This is a genomic window from Pseudoalteromonas sp. CH_XMU1449-3, assembly GCF_037027245.1.
Taxonomy (GTDB): Bacteria; Pseudomonadota; Gammaproteobacteria; order Enterobacterales; family Alteromonadaceae; genus Pseudoalteromonas; species Pseudoalteromonas shioyasakiensis.
The window spans coordinates 41,224-59,753 of sequence record NZ_JAYMDY010000021.1 but is presented as its reverse complement, the minus strand read 5'-3'; the positions used below and the strand labels follow the sequence as shown (position 1 = coordinate 59,753).

The following is an 18,530-nucleotide window of genomic DNA, read 5'->3' as shown; positions in this document are numbered from 1 at the left end:
TTGGACCCACCTGACCCCATGCCGAACTCAGTAGTGAAACGAAACAGCGCCGATGATAGTGTAGCAGCTGCTATGTGAAAGTAGGTCATCGCCAGGCTCCAAATAAGAGAAAGCCCGATTCGAAAGAGTCGGGCTTTTTTGTATTTGGAGCTGTCAGCTTTCAGCCTTCAGACGTCAGCTGAACTGTGGGGTTGTTTAGTACAGAGATTCCCTCAGCACTCTCCTTGCTTACCCTCCAGGTAGGTTGGGTAGAGCGGAGCGAAACCCAACATGAGTTAGCGAGTTACAAGTTAGCAAGGGTAAAGTTGAATTGTGGGGTTGTTTAGTACAGAGTCACCCTCAGCAACACCCCCCGTAGGAGGCACTTCAGTGCCGAATCTAGACCATAACAAACACATTCACGGCTAAATAGTTAGCGAGTTGCTAGTTAGCAAGGGTAAAGTTGAACTGTTTGGTTGTTTAGTACAGTGTCACCCTCAGCAACAAACCACTGTAGGAGGCACTTCAGTGCCGAATCTAGACCAAAAAATATATTCATGGCTAAAGCCACTCCTACAAGTACACTTTACCTAGAACCTCGGGCAGAGGAAGACGCAGCACCAAACACCCACACCGCGCGGCTGATCGCTGACGGCTGAAAGCTGAAAGCTCTGTGTTGGGTTTCGCTTCGCTCTACCCAACCTACGCAAGATTTCCAAACTTTACTCTTGCAACTTTCCCCTCGCTAACTTTACTCTTTCTAACTCACTCACACTGCTGTATTTCTCTCACATCACCACGGCCATCACTTAGGTAGCATTGTTCTAGTAAAGAGCAATAGCAGATCTCGGTTTTGATGCTATTACGTTGCTTGTTTACTTTGTCCCATTGAGTTTCATTAAATCCCGTTCGCTTGAAACCAAAAAGTTTAAGTTTACTGCCAGATGCCAGTAACCGGTTATCACTGGCACTCGTCATAATCCAGCCAAATGCTTCGAAAATATTTATGTCGGGAGAGTCATCTTGCAGAGTTTGTAGCTGTGTTTCATATGCTTGTGTATCAAAACAGCATGCAGAAATTACTTTATAGATATCTAAATATGATTGGTCGTTATAATGATACTTCACATACTTTACTATCGCAGGTCCTGAGCCTGAATTAGTGAGTACAAAGGTGATTTCAGATTGATTTTTTTCTTCATTGAAATTCCCCGTCATCACTTCGAGCCATGGCCAGGTTGTGGCTTTTACTTGTCGTTCTGCGGCGCTGGCTTGCAAGTAAGTGGCATAAAAGGAGGCTGCTGAAATTATAATGGCGCAGAGTGCGAGAAATAGGTTTAGCCGCTCGTTGGTAAACCATGCCTTTCGCTGGTTGCTAGCAGGCTGAGTGCTTTGTTGGGTAGTCTTTGTTTGCTCTTCAACGTTGGGGTCTTGCTCTGATTTAACGGTTGAACAGCTTACGTCCTGTTGCTGATTATCCATAATTTTTAATTGTTGTTTTTATAGACTAATAAAGATACAACTTTAATTGGATAGATAAAAGAGACAGGGAGTAAAACTCCCTGATTTGGTATTAACTATTTGAGATAAATACGGTGAGCTTTTCACCCACTCTTAAGCTATCTCTTGAAAGGTTATTCCATTGTTTGAGTTTAGTGATACTGACTTTGTATTGCTTTGCTATCTTCCAAAGGCTATCGCCAGATTTAACCTTATACTCGATTTGTTGATCAGCCAATTGCGGCAATATCAGTTTTTGACCAATACGAATGGTGTTTGTTGTTAGGTTATTGAAGGTTTTCAGCTGGCTAACTGTTACTTTATAGTTCTTTGCAATCACACTTAAGCTATCACCGCGCTTTACTGTGTAATGTTGCCACTGGCTATAATCATTGCTTTTTTGGTTAGCTAATAGAGTTTGATAACTTGCCTGCTGATCTTTTGGGACCACAATATGTGGCGCATCAATCACCGCGGGATATCGGATAACGCCATAGTTCAGCTCTTCTAGCTCTTGCCATTTCGCTTTGTCTGCCAAGATCACTGCACCAGTTACTGGTAAGGTCGCAATAGCCTGCTCATTCTTAATCGCAGGGAATATCATTTTTTGGTGTTTTAATAATTGTGCTGCGGCCAGTAGCTTAGGCACGTATTGTTTGGTTTGCGATGGTAGCTTTAAGCTAAAGAAGTCCGTCGACTTACCTTGTTTTTTATTACGAGCAATTGCCTGTAATACACGCCCTTCACCAATATTGTAGGCAGCAATAGCATGATACCAATCGCCATCAAAGCGTTTATAAAGGTATTCCATAAAATCCAAAGCTGCGCGGGTGCTGTCGATCACATCTTGGCGACCATCATACCAAGGGGTAATTTTTACTTTAAAGTATTTGGCGATTGAGGGGGTGAGTTGCCATAAACCCGATGCATGTTTGTGCGAATAGGCACTGGCATCAAAATCGCTCTCTATAAGCGGCATTAGAGCGAGTTCTATTGGTAAGTCACGGTTTTCTACTTCTGTAACGATATGATACAAATACGGCTCTGCACGGCGGCTTATTTCTTCCATGTAATTAGGATGAGTAAGGTACCAAGCAATGCGCTTTTGCACATCTGGGTGACTTGAATCGCTAAACTGTAGTTGAATGCGAATACGCTGCCATACGTCATCAAGTTCACTTGGTTTGAGCGGTGTCACCGCGTCTACTTGTGCTGTTTTAGCTTCTGCAACCACAGTGCCTGGATTGGCTTTGATGGTAGGCTTCTTTTCGGGAAGTGACTCAGGGGCAGTCTGACAGCCTGTTACAATAAGAGAAACAACAACAAGGCCTAAAAATCGATTTAAAAACACGTATTAAAATACTCCGTTAACTTAGGTGCGGGTAAACTAAAGCGCCTAAGCTTAACATAGGGTGAGCTAAAAATGACCATTAGATTAACAGCTCGCTAACTTACTCACCCAATTGAAATTAAAACGAAATACTAACTTGTAACCCAGCATAACCATGGTTTTGTGCTTCCCAATAGCGGCTGTCTATTTCTCGGGCTCTGGCATAGATCTCTATTCTGAATGGCTTTGAGTCCACGCCCATGCCTACACCAACATAGCCATCAATATTATTGTGGTCGTCATCATAGCGGTCTCTGTAGTCGTGGTCATCGCGGTCGTCGTATACAGCAAGCTCAATTAAATCTAAGCCCACTTCGCCATAGACAAAAAAGTCGCTGAAATAACCAAATTTGATGCCGCTATCTAAGGTGAGAAATGTCTCCCGATCACCTTTTTTAGTAAATACTTCTGCTGAGCCTAGTGCCGTTGTAAATGCTGCGCCGAAATTACTGTAGTTATTTTTAGCCATAACTTCGATGCCGGCTGAGGTGATTGAATCAGTACTATTATGCTCTGATTTAACAAACAGGTTCATATTAGGGCTGTCATAAATACCAGCAAAGCTTGTAGCAGGAATGAAGGCAAGTGATGAAAACAGTGCTAAGGCAAGGTATCGCATATTGATTAGTCCATTAAACGTTAATGGGTACATGATACCAAACGGCGCCTTAGCAAATTGTAAGTAATTGTTCTAACTATGTAAGCTAACCGAACACGCAGCGAAAGCAGGCTCCTTGCTGGCGTTTGATATAAACCAGATCGCCGCCATGATTGAGCATGATCTGGCGCGATAAACTTAAGCCTATTCCTGAGCCTTGTTGCTTGGTAGTAAAAAATGGCACGAAAATCATCTCAATCACATGATCGCTGATACCTGTACCATTGTCGCTGACCTCTAAATACAGTTGCTGATTAGCATTTTGTGCAATGCTAACCTCAATGTACTTTGCTGACTCTGGATTGTTTAGCTGCTTAAGGACATCAATGGCATTGGTAAGCAGGTTTATTATTACTTGTTCAACTTGGCCTCTATCTATCATTACTAGCTGTTGGCTTTGCACCGATAAATTCAACGTAATATTAAGCTGCTTAGCTTGTTGTGAGTGCAGAGCGACAACTTGCTTGGCAAGATCTGCCAGAATATGTGGCTGTAAGTGTGGGGCGGGTAAGCTACTAACCTTTTTAAATTGCGCTATAAATTCCCCTAAATGCTCGGTTCGTGATGCGAGTGTTGTTAGGGCGAGTTGCAAGTCTTGTTTATCTTCCTGATCATCAAAACTAAGCTCAGTTGGCAGCAGTGCCGTACAAGTTTGTGCTAAAGAAGAAAGTGGCGTAATCGAATTAGCGATTTCATGGGTTAGTACTTTGGTAAGTCGCTTATAAGCTTGTTGCTCTTTTAATTGCAGCTGATCATGAATCGATTGCAAACTGATCACTTTACGAACTTTACCTTGGATTTCTGCAATACTGATCTGCACAGATAACGTATCGTGCTGCTCACCATTTTGCCATGGCACGGTATTACGGCTATTTTGCTTTGCGTCTTGGACTAGGTTGGCTATTACACCTAAATCATCGATGTGCTTTACAGCTTTTCCAAGTAAACGGCTGACCGCCGGATTGCTTTCAATAATAGTGCCTTGTTCGTCACATACTAATACTGCTAAATCGATATGAATTAATAGCGCTTGTAAGAACTGGGCTTGTTGCTCTGCATTAAAACGCGCAGCCTGAATTTGTTGTTTAACCTGCTCAAATTGCTGCTGCATAGGGTGTTGGTCGCCAAAGCCTAATGTGCTGTCTCCATTCGCTAAAGCGCGAAATACCATATCTTCACGCCTTGTTTGGCGTTTAAATAAATTAAAAATTTGCGCAGCACATACCAAATTTAAAATAACTAAAAGTGCCGAAATTGCAGAAAACCCGCTTTGCTCTACTTGCCAAAACAAAGCAATTGATAAACCGATTAATGCAGCTAATAGGCAGGCTAAGCTAATAAAATTTCGCATCGATTACAGTCCGTATTTTTCTAAACGACGATACATGGCTCCGCGTGTTAGGCCGAGCGCTTTTGCTGCATGACTCACGTTCCCTTGAAAATGCTTTAAAGCTGCACGAACGGTTCTCTGCTCGATGATTTCGAGATCAAAAGTGTCGTAGTCAGTGGCGCTTGAAGAGAGCTCACTTGTACTAACAGCAGCACTTGGTGAGCTTATCACTGAGCTTATATCGAGCTCTGAGCCTTCTGAGAGGATGACTGCTCGCTCAATTGCATGGGCAAGTTCACGGACATTGCCTGGCCAATGATACTGACTTAAACGTGTCATATCAGATGCCGCAATCGAGAGCTCACGTTTGTATTTATGTGCAAAGTGCTGCAAGTAGTAGTTACACAGTAATGGAATGTCTTCACTGCGCTCGCGCAGAGCTGGCAAACGGATCTCTACGGTATTAACACGGTACAGTAAGTCTTGTCTAAATTTGCCTTCAGTAACTGCTTGTTCGAGGTTTTCATTCGTTGCACAGATCAAACGAATATCAATATCGATGACTTTTGAACCACCAACCGGTGTTATTTGCCTGTTTTGTAGTGCTGCGAGCAGTTTAACTTGTTGGTTAAGCGGTAAATTACCTAGCTCGTCTAAAAATAAACTACCACCATGGGCCAGCTCAAATCGGCCAATGCGATCTTCTTTCGCGCCAGTAAACGCACCTTTTTTATGGCCAAATAGTTCGCTTTCAAACAGGCTTTCGGCTAGTGAACCCATGTCTAGGCTTATGAAGGGTTGGCTTTGGCGCTGGCTTGCATTGTGGATTGCATGGGCAGTGAGTTCTTTACCTGTGCCACTTTCGCCACTAATCAATATGTTGGCATCTGTGTTGGCTGCTTTGTCGATAACCGAAAAAACCTGCTGCATGGCATCACTTTGGCCTAAAAACTCAAATGGTTGATTGCCGATTGACTGCTGCAAGGCCTGCTTTTGTTTTGTGAGCTTACCAACTTGCTGTTTGTCTTTAGCGTGTGAAAATGCCGCCGCTACAGCTCCGAGTAATTGCTCATTTTGCCAAGGCTTAGCAATAAAGTCAGAGGCACCGGCCTTAATTGCTTCGACCGCTAGCTGAATATCGCTGTAGGCCGTCATAAGCAGTACCGCAATGTTAGCGTCTTGACTCATGATTTTTTTTAGCCAGTAGAATCCTTCTTTGCCACTAATTGAGTCTTGCGTGAAGTTCATATCGAGTAACACAACATCTATGGCCTGATCCGCTTCATGCTGTGCGTTAATGATAGCTTCGATATCAAAGGGGTTATCTGTGGTTTTTACAACCTGATAATGCTGCTTTAAAAGTAATCGTGCGGCGATAAGTACGTCGGGGTTATCATCGACGATAAGAATTGATCCTGCTTGTTTCATAGCTATTTATTATTATTCCTTTATGGGAACACTAAGACTAATTGAAAATAGTAACAGTGTCCATTTATGGACGATATATGGACTGTGAAGTGTTCTATAAGCGGACACTTGATTATATGTATCTTTATTCGCTTTAATGTAAGTTGCTGTAATTTAATGAAAATAAAAGTTGGCACAAGAGTTGTTTTATCTATAGGTAATTAGCACCTAGATAACTTAAAGGCGTCAACATGGATAAGAAAATTACACGCTCAAATAACAAAGCATTTTTTAAGAAATCAGTAATTGCAGCAGCATGTTTAGCTGTTGCGGCAGCAGCTTATGGTTTCACACAAACTGAGCAAACAGGTCGTAGTCAGCAAGTAACCGCGACAAGCTTAACGATTAGCACAGTACAACAAGGTGAATTTGTTGATGCTTTAAGTCTTCGTGGTCAGGTTATGCCTCGTACTACTATTTACCTCGACACTATTGCCGGAGGCCAAGTTGAAGAGCGACTTGTTGAGCAGGGTGAATTTGTTAAAAAAGGCCAACCACTTGTGCGTTTAAGCAATACCAATTTGCAGCTTGATGTCATGAGCCGTGAAGCACAGGTGACTGAGCAGCTTAACTTTTTACGTAACACGCAAATGAATATGGAAACCAGCCGTTTAAACTTACGTCGTGATTTGCTTGAAATCGATCTTAAAATTACGCATTTATCGCGTCGCTTAAAACAAACTCAGCCGCTAGTGAAAACGGGTGTGTTAGCACAAGAGCAATTATCTGAAATTCAAGAAGACTTAGCGTATTACAAAGCTCGAAAAGAACTAACCCTTGAGCGTCAAAAGCAAGAAAACAGCATTCGTGAAGTTCAAGTAGCCCAGTTAAAAGACAGTGCCGACATGTTAGAGAAAAACCTTCAGTTTGCGCGTAAGAACCTTGAAAACCTACTCGTAACAGCACCTGCTGATGGTTATTTAAGTGAACTTGATGTTGAAATTGGTGAATCAAAAGGCCGTGGTGCTCGCCTAGGGCAGATTGATATTCCTAATGAATACAAGCTAGTTGTGAGACTAGATGAGTTTTACCTGAGCCAAGTTCAAACAGGTATGCAAGTGCTTATTGAACACGAGCAAGGCGAAATTGCGGCAACAGTTAGCAAAATTGATAGCCGTGTTCAGCAATCACAGTTTCAGGTTGAAGTCGATTTACCCAATGGCACGAGCAACATAAAACGTGGGCAAAGCCTTGATGTGCAACTGATGCTAGGTGATAGCAAAGGCACTGCTTTATTACTTGAACGCGGCGCATTTTTTACCAGCTCAGGGGGTAACTGGGTTTATGTCATGGAAAAAGATGGCAACCGTGCAGTACGAAAAGACATTCGGCTTGGCAAAAAGAATCAAAACTATTATGAAGTGTTAAGTGGCCTAAGCGCCGGAGATCGCGTGATCACCTCTAGCTACAGCAACTTTGATAAAGCACAACAACTACAATTTTAAGGATAAAAACAATGATTAAATTAACTAACTTATCACGCGTATTCCGTACTCAAGATGTTGAAACAACAGCGCTTAATAGCATTAACTTACATGTAAACGAAGGCGAGTTTCTTGCCATTATGGGGCCATCAGGCTGTGGTAAATCAACATTACTCTCTATTTTAGGTATGTTGGATTCGCCATCGGCAGGCAGTTTTGAATTTTTAGGTGAAGACATCGCAGGGTTTGGTGAAAAGCAATTAGCGGCACTTAGAAAAGCGTCAATTGGATTTGTTTTCCAAAGCTTTAACTTAATTGATGAATTAACAGTATTTGAAAACGTTGAGCTGCCATTACAGTATCAAAATATCTCAAAAAGTGAACGTAAACAGCGAGTAGAAGAAATTTTAAAACGTGTTGCAATCGACCATAGAGCAGATCACTTACCACAGCAGCTATCGGGTGGTCAGCAGCAACGTGTAGCAGTAGCCAGAGCACTGGTGATTAATCCAAAGCTAATCTTAGCGGATGAGCCTACGGGTAACCTTGATTCAAAAAATGGTGATGAAGTCATGGCGATGCTGCGTGAGCTAAATCGTGAAGGTACCACGGTAATTGTGGTTACCCACTCAGAAAAAGAAGGCAACTATGCTGACCGTTTAGTGCGCTTACTTGATGGCCAAGTGATGGTAGATAAAGCTAACCGTGTTCAACAAACAGCAGAGGTGGCATAACATGATTTTAAGTTATTTGATCACCGCGCTGCGTGCGTTTAAAAACCAAAAGCAGCACTTTATTTTAAATGTTCTGGGTTTAAGTGTGGGCTTAGCTGCGGCAATTCTAGTTGCTTTGTTTGCAAAAAATGAGCTTTCGTACGATAGCCAACAGCCTCATGCGGAGCGTGTTTATCGCGTTGGCCAAGACTTCTCAAAACTTGGTTTAGCTGTGGTGCCTATTTTTAATTATGTGCAGTCAAAGCAGGCTGAAGATTACAGCCAAGTTGAAGAAGTGTTCGGATTAACTATGGTCGAGCTGACCCGTGAAGCCATGGTGGATGTGAGTTACCGCAACCAAGGCTATAAGTTAAATGCCTTATATGGTGCAACAGCAAATATTGAAAACTTTATTGCTATGAAGACGATTGCGGGTGACTTAACAACAGCAATGAGTACACCAGATAGCCTCGCTTTAAGTGAATCAGAAGCACTGCGCATTTTTGGTCGCACCGATGTAGTTGGTGAAACACTTACGCATGAACAAGGACAGTATACAGTGCGTGCCGTGTTTGCAGACTTAACAGACAACACTCACTTTGCCTTTAAAAATCTTGTTTATGTTAAGCATGATCCAAGCGAAATAGATATCAACAGTAGTTATGTTTATATGCGTGTAGCTGAGGGCACCGATACAGATGCATTAGCTAAAACCTTAACAGAGCGCTTTTTTAGCGGTTCTATGTTGGAGCAAGTTAGTTTAGAGCTGCATCCATTACTTGATTTGCACCTAACAGCTAAATCACCGTTTGAGATGAAAGCGGGTGGTGCTAAACAAGTGGTGATGATCTGTGTTGGTTTAAGCGTGTTACTTATTCTTATTGCAGGTTTTAACTTTATCAATATGACCGTCGCTCAATCGACTAAACGTGCAAAAGAAGTGGGTGTGCGTAAAGCGCTTGGTGCAAGTAAAGGTCAATTAGTAACGCAGTTTTTATCTGAATCTGTGTTGGTATCAATGCTTTCAATGGTGATTGCATGTGCTTTAGTGGAACTATTTTTACCAAGCTTTAACCAACTAGTAGACCGCGAATTGGTCGTGAATTATGCCTCTGAATTTGGCATTGCAATTATTGTGGTCGCAATTGCTGTGGGCATATTAGCTGGGCTTTATCCTGCATTCTTTATTTCGTCATTCAGTGCAAAACGCGTTTTAAGTGGAGACTTACAACGAGGTAATACTGCAATATGGGTTCGTAAGAGCTTACTAACCTTACAGGCTTCACTAGCAATAGGTTTAATCATTGCCTCTATTACCTTGTTAAAGCAATTAACTTACTTACAAAGCTTACCTTTAGGCTATGAAACAACACAAAGATTGGTTATTTCAGAGCTACCTGTAGGCGAAGTATTCACAAAAGAAAAAAATGCCTTAGTTAACCGTATTAGTGCAATTCAAGGCGTACAGCAAACAACAATTATTGATACCCGTTTAACTGTTTCAATCAATAATACACTTATGCCAACGTGGCCAAATGGTGAAGCGTCTGGCAGCTTAACGCCTGTTGTTGGCGCAAGCTACGATGTTGTAAAAACACTTGGATTAAAACTGGTTGCTGGTCGTGACTTTAGTCGTGAATTTGCTGGTGATTGGGCAAGCCGTGCAAATGGAGTAACAAGTACGGGCACCATTGTGACTGAATCTGTTGCAAGGCAAGCGGGTTACACTAACATGAGTGACATTATCGGTAAGGTAATTAAAGACTCAGGTCGCGGCGTAGATATGCGTGTTGTGGGTGTGGTTGAAGATGTAAAGGTAGGTAATGCTAAAGATGCCAACTCAAATATTATGTTTTTATGTGGCTTTAACTTTTTATCACCTGTATCAGAATTAATTTTAACGATTGATCAGCAAAACTTGCCTTATATTAAAGCTCAGATCGCTGAAGTATTAGCAAGCTCAGCCAATATCTATGAGCCAAAAATTAACTTACTCGCAGACAACTACAAAACTCTGTTAAAAGGTGATGAGCGAATTTCGAATGTGGTTTTAATCTTTACCGGTCTTGCTGTGTTCTTAACTTGTTTAGGTACCTTTGGTTTGGCTTCGTTCGCAACAGTGCGTCGTCAAAAAGAAGTGGCCGTTCGAAAAGTTCTAGGTGCATCACGCATCAGTATCGTAAATATCATTGCTAAAGAGTTCTTAGTGCTGGTGGCGGTAAGTATTGCTATTGCGTATCCAGTGACTTACTTCTTGGTAGGTGATTGGTTAGCAAACTTTAATGACCGCATTGAACAAGCTGTATGGGTGTATTTAGTTGCCGCTGTCGCGGTGGCCGCCATTACCTGGGTTACTGTTGCAAGTTTAGCCTTTAAGGCCGCAAGCACCAGACCATCACTTATCTTACGATATGAATAACAGTTAACTAACTCCCAACTATAAGCCCAGCAATACAGCTGGGCTTTTTTAGTTTTAAATACGACGCCATAAATGACAACCTACGTAGGACGTGCTTTAGCGCGTCGGTATGAGAGTTAAAGGTCTTTGACTTTCACCGCAGGGTTACCTGCTACTAGAGTATTTGCCGCGACATCTTTGGTAACTATAGCCCCTGCGCCAATCACGGCATTATCAGCAACTTTAATACCCGCAAGTATAATAGCGCCTGCACCAATCCATACATTGTTGCCGATGCTAATCGGTGCTGCAAAGTTAGCTTTTGCTAAACGTTCGGTTGGGTTTACTGCATGCGATACCGCGAGTATTTGCACATTAGGGCCTATTAAGCAGTCATCGCCTATCGTAATTTGCGCATCAGTTAGCGGTGCATCGAGCATAGTAGAGTTAATATTTATGAAGGTTCGATCACCTATTTTAATACCACTGCCGTAATCACAATGAAAACCCGCTTCTATAACAACCTGCTCGCCACAGTGAGCAAACATGCCTTTTAGTCGTTTTAAATTGCCTTTACTTGGGCTTTTGGCAAATAAACGGCAAATTTCATGGGCATTTTTTCGTTGTTCGAGTAAGGACTTGTCGAGGCTATTAAACTCTTTCATGGGGCATTTTCATGGTTATATTTGCCAATAGCTTAGCGTGTTGGTGATGAAGATCAAAATAAAGCTGTGTAGGTTAACGATCATTCACTTGCCATTTATATTGTTTCGTTTAAAATCTCAAAACTTTCGAAACGAAACTTATGTAATTCACTTTATGACAAAACGAAACACTCAACAACGTCGCCATACTATCTTAAGCCAAGTGAATGAACTTGGTGAAGTTGCTGTTGAAGCGTTAGCTGAGCAGTTTCAAACTTCTGAAGTGACGATACGTAAAGATCTGACAGCCCTTGAAAAAAGTGGCTTATTGCTACGCCGTTACGGTGGTGCTATTGCACTGCCGCAAGAAATCGTTGCAAATAGCAACGAGAAAAGCGACTCGCTTCGCAAAATGGCAATCGCACAGGCGGCTGCAAAGCTTATTAAAGACCATAACCGCATCATAATTGATAGCGGTCGCACTACAGCGGCGATGATCCCTGAGCTTGCCAAAAAGCGCGGTTTAGTGGTGATGACAAATGCTATTAATGTCGCTAACCGACTGCTTTCATTAGAAAATGAGCCAACACTTTTGATGACCGGCGGAACTTGGGATCCGCATTCAGAATCGTTTCAGGGCCAAGTTGCTGAGAATGTTCTACGCTCTTACGACTTTGACCAGCTCTTTATTGGTGCCGATGGCATTGATATTGATAGAGGTACTACAACCTTCAATGAATTAGTGGGGCTTAGCCAAGTGATGGCTGAAGCAGCCCGTGAAGTAGTGGTGCTGGTTGAGTCAGAAAAAATTGGCCGAAGAATACCGAATTTAGAACTGCCTTGGCAGCGTGTAACCACTGTTATTACAGACAACAACCTAAGCGCAGATAAGCGCGAGGCGATAACAGCATGTGGTGTACAGCTGATCTGTGCAGAAATTGAATAACCCGTAATAAGACCGACAACACCTTATTACGCATCATTTATGACAACACATACCACCCAAAGTAGAACGCTTTGGCATGTGCAAAAGGAGAAATTATGTGTGGAATCGTTGGGGCTGTTGCAGAACGCCCAGTAAACAAAATACTTGTTGAAGGCCTTAAGCGCCTTGAATACCGTGGCTATGACTCGGCAGGTGTGGCTTTACTTAAAGGTACTGAGCTTAACACTGTAAAAGCAGTAGGTAAGGTTGCAAACCTTGAAGCGGCACTTAATAATGCAGCAGTTAATGGTACTACAGGTATCGCACATACACGTTGGGCTACCCATGGTGGCGTAACTGAAGCGAATGCACACCCACATGTTTCGAATAGCGAAATTGCCCTCGTTCATAACGGCATTATCGAAAACCATGCCAGCCTACGCGATGCCCTAAAAGGCGATGGTTATGAGTTTTTATCAGAAACAGATACTGAAGTTATGGTGCACCTTATTCACCAACTTCGCCAGCAACACGATACACTTTTAGCAGCTGTGCAAGCTGCAGTTAAGCAGTTTGAAGGTGCATTTGGTACGGTTGTTTTTGATAAAGCGAACGATAACGAAATCATCGTAGCGCGTTCAGGTAGCCCACTGGTGATTGGTTTAGGTCTTGGTGAGAACTTTATTGCCTCTGACCAACTAGCTCTATTACCTGTTACTCGCAGTTTTATTTACCTTGAAGAAGGCGATGTTGCTCGTATTACCCGTGACAGTGTTGAAATCTTTGATGCAAATGGTGATGCAGTTGAGCGCGAAGTGATTGAATCAAACATTACGCAAGATGCATCAGGTAAAGGCGAATATCGTCACTACATGCTGAAAGAAATTTACGAGCAGCCGCTTGCTGTACGTAACACCCTTGATGGCCGTTTAGTTAATGACACTGTAGCGATTGATGCCTTTGGTGAAAGTGCTCAGCAAATCTTTAAAGACGTAAAACACGTGCAAATTATTGCCTGCGGTACTTCATACCACTCAGGTATGGTTGCTCGTTACTGGCTTGAACAGTTCGCAGGCGTGAGCTGTAACGTTGAGATTGCTTCTGAGTTCCGTTACCGCGAATCATTTGTACATGAAAACAGCTTACTTGTGACCATTTCTCAGTCTGGTGAAACAGCTGATACGCTTGCTGCACTTCGTCTTGCAAAACAGCAAGGTTACATGGCGTCAATGACTATTTGTAACGTGCCGGGTTCATCATTAGTACGTGAATCTGATTTAGCCTTTATGACTAAAGCCGGTGCTGAAATTGGTGTTGCATCAACTAAAGCCTTCACCACACAACTTGTTGGCTTGTTAATGCTAACAGCATCTATTGCCCAAGAAAAAGGCCTAGAGCAAGGTGCGATTGTAAATGCAATTAAAACACTTCCTAACAAGTTAGAAGAAGCATTACTACTTGCAGAGGGCATTGAAGATTTAGCTGAAGAGTTTGCTGATAAGCACCATTCACTATTCTTAGGTCGTGGTTCACAATACCCAATCGCGATGGAAGGTGCGCTTAAGCTAAAAGAAATTTCGTACATTCACGCAGAAGCATACGCAGCGGGTGAGCTTAAGCATGGCCCACTTGCGTTGATTGATGCTGATATGCCAATCATTGTTGTGGCACCAAACAACGAGCTACTAGAAAAGCTTAAATCAAACGTAGAAGAAGTACGTGCCCGTGGCGGTATTATCTATGTATTCGCAGATAAAGACTCAGCGTTTGAATCTGACGAAACAATGCGTGTAATCAACGTAAACCATGTAGATGACGTGATTGCTCCAGTTGTATATACAATTCCGCTACAGCTACTTTCATACTATGTTGCGGTTATTAAAGGCACTGATGTAGACCAACCTCGAAACCTAGCAAAGTCGGTGACGGTTGAATAAGTTAAAGCATCAAGAGCCGGCTAATTAGCCGGCTTTTTTGTGCCTGTAATTTGCTTGATTACTGTTCACTGATGCAATTTGTATTGCAATTGATTAGGATGGTTAAACACTCAGGCGAAGGATAATAACAATGAAAAAGCGCAGTGTTTTAACCTCTATAGGATTGTCTGTATTAGTACTCAGCTCAGGGATTGCTTATGGACAATCATTTGATCTCATCATCAAAAACGCGATGTTGCTCGATGGTCGTGGCGGCAAAGCGGTTCGCGCTGATCTTGGTATTGAAAGTGGCAAGATCAATAAAATTGGTGATTTGGAGGCTGACAAAGCTAAACAAGTTATAGATGCCAAAGGCAAGGTTGTTGCCCCTGGTTTTATCGATTTACATTCCCATGCTGAGCGCTCAATTGCAGAGCTGCCTCGGCTCGATAATTTAGTGCAGCAGGGTATCACCACTATTTTGGGCGGTAACTGTGGTTTTTCTCCTGTCGACTTTAAGCAATTTTTTGCGCAAACCGAGCGTTCACCTCTAGGGCCAAATTTAGCCTTATTAATTGGCCATAATGATGTTCGTAAAGCTGTTATGGGTGAAGAGCAACGACTTGCCACTGCTGATGAGTTAAAAGCAATGCAAGCACTGGTAGATAAAGCGATGCAGCAGGGGGCGTTTGGTTTATCGACTGGGCTTAAATATGTTCCAGGTGTGTACTCAAACTTTGCTGAGGTAAAGGTGCTTGCCGAAACCGCTCATGCTCAGCATGGATTTTTCGCCTCTCATATGCGGGATGAAGGCGCAGAGATTGTTACGGCGATGAATGAAGTGCTCGATGTTGCAAAAGAGACCGGTATTCCTGTACATATCTCTCATCATAAGCTGATTGGTCATCCAAATTGGGGTGAGAGTAAGCGCACTATTCAGATGATCCGCGATGCTCGTAAAGCGGGTTTAGATGTCACTCTCGATCAGTATCCTTACACGGCTTCTTCTACGCGATTTGCTATATTATTTCCTGCATGGTCATTGGCTGGTGGCCAAGCTGAAGTTGAAAAGCGCCTACAAGATCCAGAGTTAAGGCAAAAAATAAAACAAGGCTTGATCAAAAATATCCGTGAAGACAGAGGCGGTGGTGACCCCGCAAGGCTGCAAATAGCGCATTATGCGGCAAACCCAACATGGGATGGGCTAACCTTTGCTGAAGTATTAAAACGTGAAGGGCGAGCGCAAAGTATTGATGAAGCCGCTGAACTTGCCATGGAAATTCAAGCAAATGGCGGTGCTCAGGGGATCTTCCACGCTATTAATGAAGATGATGTTAAGTACATCATGGCTTACCCAATTACTGCAATCGCCACCGATGCGGGTGGTTCAGAACTTGGTAAGGGCAACCCCCATCCACGTGGATACGGCACCTTCCCCAGAGTACTTGGTCATTATGTGCGTGAACAAGGGGTAATTTCGTTACCTGATGCAATACGTAAAATGACCAGTTTACCTGCAGCAAGAATGGGCCTCACTGACCGAGGAGTGATAGCAAAAGGCTATGCTGCTGATATTGTCATACTCGACCCTGCAACGGTTGCTGATAAATCAACGTTTAGCGCACCACATAAGTACGCAGAAGGAATTGAGTTCGTCATTATTAATGGCCAAGTCATTAAATCACCGGATGGCATGACGGGTAAAAGCGCCGGGCAAATATTGCGTCATACGCTTTAGTTTATTAATCATTGAATGATAATAAAGCCGGCTATTTCGCCGGCTTTTTTGTGTTTAAAAAAAGTTATAAGTGAATGAAACACCGTATGTTCTTGGGGGAGCATACATGACATCACTGAAACTCAGTTCAGACGTTGCTTTATCTGCTTTACTAACCTCAATTTCTTCATCGAGCAGGTTTTTAGTCCATAACATGACTTCCCATGTGCCATCTGTAGAAACAATACCTATCTGGCTATTCACTAGGTTACTGGTACCAAGTTCGGTGGCTGATAAGTTACGCGCATCGCTTTGAACTTTACCGCGGTACGAATAATCAACCCCAGCAAACAGATCCCAATTTTCAGTGAGCGTGTTTTCATAGTTTAGGCTGACGCTGTTCGTCCATTTTGCGGCTCCCGGAAGTTGGTTACCTGTACAGTCGTCAATGGCATGGCAGTTTTCAAATTCATCAAAGGTTGCATCAGCATAGCCAATAGCCGCATTCACAGCTAATTGCTTCGTTACTCGATAGCTCAATTCAGCTTCAACACCTTGACTGGTTGCCGATGGGCCATTAACGACTCTGTTGGTGCCATTATCGTCAATAACGCGGGTTTGAATATCTGAGTAGTCTAAGTAAAAAGCAGCCATATTTAGACGCATGCGGTGATCAAATAAATCACTTTTAAGGCCTAATTCGTAACTGACAACGGCTTCACGGTCAAAACTCATCTGTGGGTTTAAAGGGTCGCCACCAATTGATTGTAGAGATTGTGGACGGAAGCTATACCCCCCTTCTTTATAGCCTTTTGATACTTTACCGTAAACGTGGTTGTTGTCGTTTATTGTGCCATTTAAGCCGACAGTCCATGATAAAAAGTCATCTTTAAGGGTCTGATTTGTGGCTGGAATATCAATGTAATTGAGCAAGTACACACCCGGCAAAGATGTTTCCCAGCCGCGTTGATAAAAGCTCATTTGTTTTTCTACATCTGAGTATCGTAAACCTAAAAAGCCGTTAATTGCTTGAGTGAAATCATAATTAACATTTGCAAAAATGGCGCTGCTTTTGGTTTGTAATGTGCCGCCATTGATAGGGCCGCTACCCGGTTGTAAGTTAAGGCTCTGTGGGTATGGCTCTGGTAAACCTGTTGGAATGCCATAAATCCCAGTACCACTTAAAAAGTTTTGGTCATTTACAGCTTCATTATCTAAATAGAAAAAACCAGCTACATAGCGTAATGACTGATCCGTTGGGGATAATATCTGAAACTCTTGCGTGAATTGTTCGTTATTTTCGGTTTCGGTACTGAATACGATATCAACGGGAGTTGAGTCCATGTCTGTACCAATGGTTGAGTCGTACACCTTTTTAGCCGTGATGGATTTAAACTCAAACCCAGAATCAAATTGGTAACTGAGCGTTGTATCTAAGCCCCAGTTTTCTCGGCTTACAAAGTAGCGCTCAGGGTTTACAAACACTTCATGAATATCATCGGTAATAAAATCCTCTGGTGTCATGCCACTTGGGTAAAGACCTAAATAGCCAAGACCTAATTCATAGTCAGTGAGTTTATTAGCAAGAGGAATACTCTTGTCTTTTAAATATTCAGCGCTGATATCAAGGGTTAGTTTATCTGTTGGGGTGTAACGAACTTGCGCGCGACCACCATGACGGTCCTGTGTTGAAAACTCGCTGCCATCGGCACTATTTTCAACATAACCGTCTCGAGAAACATCAAACAAAGAAATACTCGCAGCGAGTACGTCTTCGATCAGAGGCCCTGTTAAATACAGGTTCGTTTTACGAAGGCCATAATTGCCTAAGTCGACTTTTACTTTACCTTCCACCATATCTGAGGGCTTTTTGGTTGTGATATTAATAACCCCTAAATTGGTATTTTGACCAAATAAAGTGCCTTGTGGGCCGCGCAAAACTTCTACTCGCTCAATATTACTGAGCTCTTGGTTGAACCCTGTTGCTCGCGAATACACCACACCATCTACGTACATACCCATGCCTGGGCTGGTGCCAGAGTTAAATACGCCATTAGGACTTGATGGAATACCACGCATGTTGATAGTGGTTGTGAATGGGGAAGTGGTGACCATGCTCAAGTTAGGAACAGACTGCTGAATATCTTGGATATTTTGAATATTTCCGCGGTCCATTTGCTTACTGCCGAGCACCGATATTGCTAGTGGAACCTCTTGTAAGTTTTCACCGCGTTTTTGCGCTGTCACAATGATTTTTTCGAGCGCTAATTGTTCTTGTTGTTCACTATCCTGAGTTTCAGCTGCTAGGCTCACGATAGGCAACAAGGTTAATAAACTGGTTATTGTTTTTGCAAGTTTGTGCTTTTTAAAATGACCCACCAAGCTCTCCTTTTGAAGCAATTAATTATTATTTTTTCTGGTAAGTTAATCTTTTAAGCGATAAGTTTTGTTAGTGCTTCCGGCTTTGCA

13 protein-coding genes and 1 rRNA gene are annotated in these 18,530 nt (G+C 42.6%); 7 read left to right on the top strand and 7 right to left on the bottom strand.

The window, feature by feature from the left end:
• Nucleotides 1-97 (top strand): 5S ribosomal RNA (gene rrf, locus WA256_RS21080); the annotation flags it as partial.
• Between the two features lie 647 nt (nt 98-744).
• On the opposite strand, the gene WA256_RS18760 is transcribed toward rrf, so the two are convergent.
• The 5 genes from WA256_RS18760 to WA256_RS18740 all read right to left on the bottom strand — a co-directional run bounded on the left by WA256_RS18760 (nt 745) and on the right by WA256_RS18740 (nt 6,285).
• The gene (locus WA256_RS18760; protein ID WP_335992864.1) at nt 745-1,461 is read right to left on the bottom strand and encodes a hypothetical protein; all 717 of its coding nucleotides are present in this window, start codon (nt 1,459-1,461) and stop codon (nt 745-747) included.
• A 91-nt stretch (nt 1,462-1,552) separates the two neighbouring features.
• Nucleotides 1,553-2,830 (bottom strand): LysM peptidoglycan-binding domain-containing protein, encoded by a 1,278-nt coding sequence (locus WA256_RS18755; protein ID WP_335992862.1) that lies wholly within the window; start codon nt 2,828-2,830, stop codon nt 1,553-1,555.
• 118 nt (nt 2,831-2,948) lie between these two features.
• Nucleotides 2,949-3,488: a hypothetical protein gene (locus tag WA256_RS18750; RefSeq protein WP_082389218.1), complete on the bottom strand. Its 540-nt coding sequence runs from the start codon at nt 3,486-3,488 to the stop codon at nt 2,949-2,951.
• A gap of 85 nt (nt 3,489-3,573) precedes the next feature.
• Nucleotides 3,574-4,878 carry a sensor histidine kinase gene (locus tag WA256_RS18745; RefSeq protein WP_335992859.1) on the bottom strand — a complete coding sequence of 435 codons (1,305 nt, stop codon included), beginning with the start codon at nt 4,876-4,878 and terminating at the stop codon, nt 3,574-3,576.
• Nucleotides 4,879-4,881: 3 nt separating this feature from the next.
• Entirely contained in the window at nt 4,882-6,285 is a 1,404-nt protein-coding gene (locus WA256_RS18740) for a sigma-54-dependent transcriptional regulator (RefSeq protein ID WP_335992857.1), read from the bottom strand.
• 230 nt (nt 6,286-6,515) lie between these two features.
• On the opposite strand from WA256_RS18740, the gene WA256_RS18735 reads away from it, so the two are divergent.
• The 3 genes from WA256_RS18735 to WA256_RS18725 are packed head-to-tail and all read left to right on the top strand — an operon-like array spanning nt 6,516 to nt 10,880.
• Nucleotides 6,516-7,769, top strand: a complete 1,254-nt coding sequence (locus WA256_RS18735; RefSeq protein ID WP_054552245.1) for an efflux RND transporter periplasmic adaptor subunit — start codon at nt 6,516-6,518, stop codon at nt 7,767-7,769.
• An 11-nt stretch (nt 7,770-7,780) separates the two neighbouring features.
• Nucleotides 7,781-8,482 (top strand): ABC transporter ATP-binding protein, encoded by a 702-nt coding sequence (locus WA256_RS18730; protein WP_251602881.1) that lies wholly within the window; start codon nt 7,781-7,783, stop codon nt 8,480-8,482.
• Between the two features lies 1 nt (nt 8,483).
• Nucleotides 8,484-10,880: an ABC transporter permease gene (locus tag WA256_RS18725; RefSeq protein WP_335992853.1), complete on the top strand. Its 2,397-nt coding sequence runs from the start codon at nt 8,484-8,486 to the stop codon at nt 10,878-10,880.
• Nucleotides 10,881-10,996: 116 nt separating this feature from the next.
• Here the strand turns inward: WA256_RS18725 and WA256_RS18720 are convergent, their stop codons facing one another.
• On the bottom strand, nt 10,997-11,524 hold the full coding sequence (locus tag WA256_RS18720; RefSeq protein ID WP_335992852.1) for a sugar O-acetyltransferase: 528 nt from the start codon (nt 11,522-11,524) through the stop codon (nt 10,997-10,999).
• Nucleotides 11,525-11,678: 154 nt separating this feature from the next.
• On the opposite strand from WA256_RS18720, the gene WA256_RS18715 reads away from it, so the two are divergent.
• The 3 genes from WA256_RS18715 (at nt 11,679) to WA256_RS18705 (ending at nt 16,082) form a co-directional block, all read left to right on the top strand.
• Complete coding sequence (locus tag WA256_RS18715; RefSeq protein ID WP_175080579.1) at nt 11,679-12,449, top strand: DeoR/GlpR family DNA-binding transcription regulator; 771 nt, start codon at nt 11,679-11,681, stop codon at nt 12,447-12,449.
• A gap of 95 nt (nt 12,450-12,544) precedes the next feature.
• Complete coding sequence (gene glmS / locus WA256_RS18710) at nt 12,545-14,365, top strand: glutamine--fructose-6-phosphate transaminase (isomerizing) (protein WP_335992849.1); 1,821 nt, start codon at nt 12,545-12,547, stop codon at nt 14,363-14,365.
• A gap of 130 nt (nt 14,366-14,495) precedes the next feature.
• Nucleotides 14,496-16,082: an N-acyl-D-amino-acid deacylase family protein gene (locus WA256_RS18705; protein ID WP_335992847.1), complete on the top strand. Its 1,587-nt coding sequence runs from the start codon at nt 14,496-14,498 to the stop codon at nt 16,080-16,082.
• 54 nt (nt 16,083-16,136) lie between these two features.
• Here WA256_RS18705 and WA256_RS18700 read toward each other — a convergent pair whose 3' ends face one another.
• Nucleotides 16,137-18,440: a TonB-dependent receptor gene (locus WA256_RS18700; RefSeq protein ID WP_335992846.1), complete on the bottom strand. Its 2,304-nt coding sequence runs from the start codon at nt 18,438-18,440 to the stop codon at nt 16,137-16,139.
• Between the last annotated feature and the right edge of the window lie 90 nt (nt 18,441-18,530).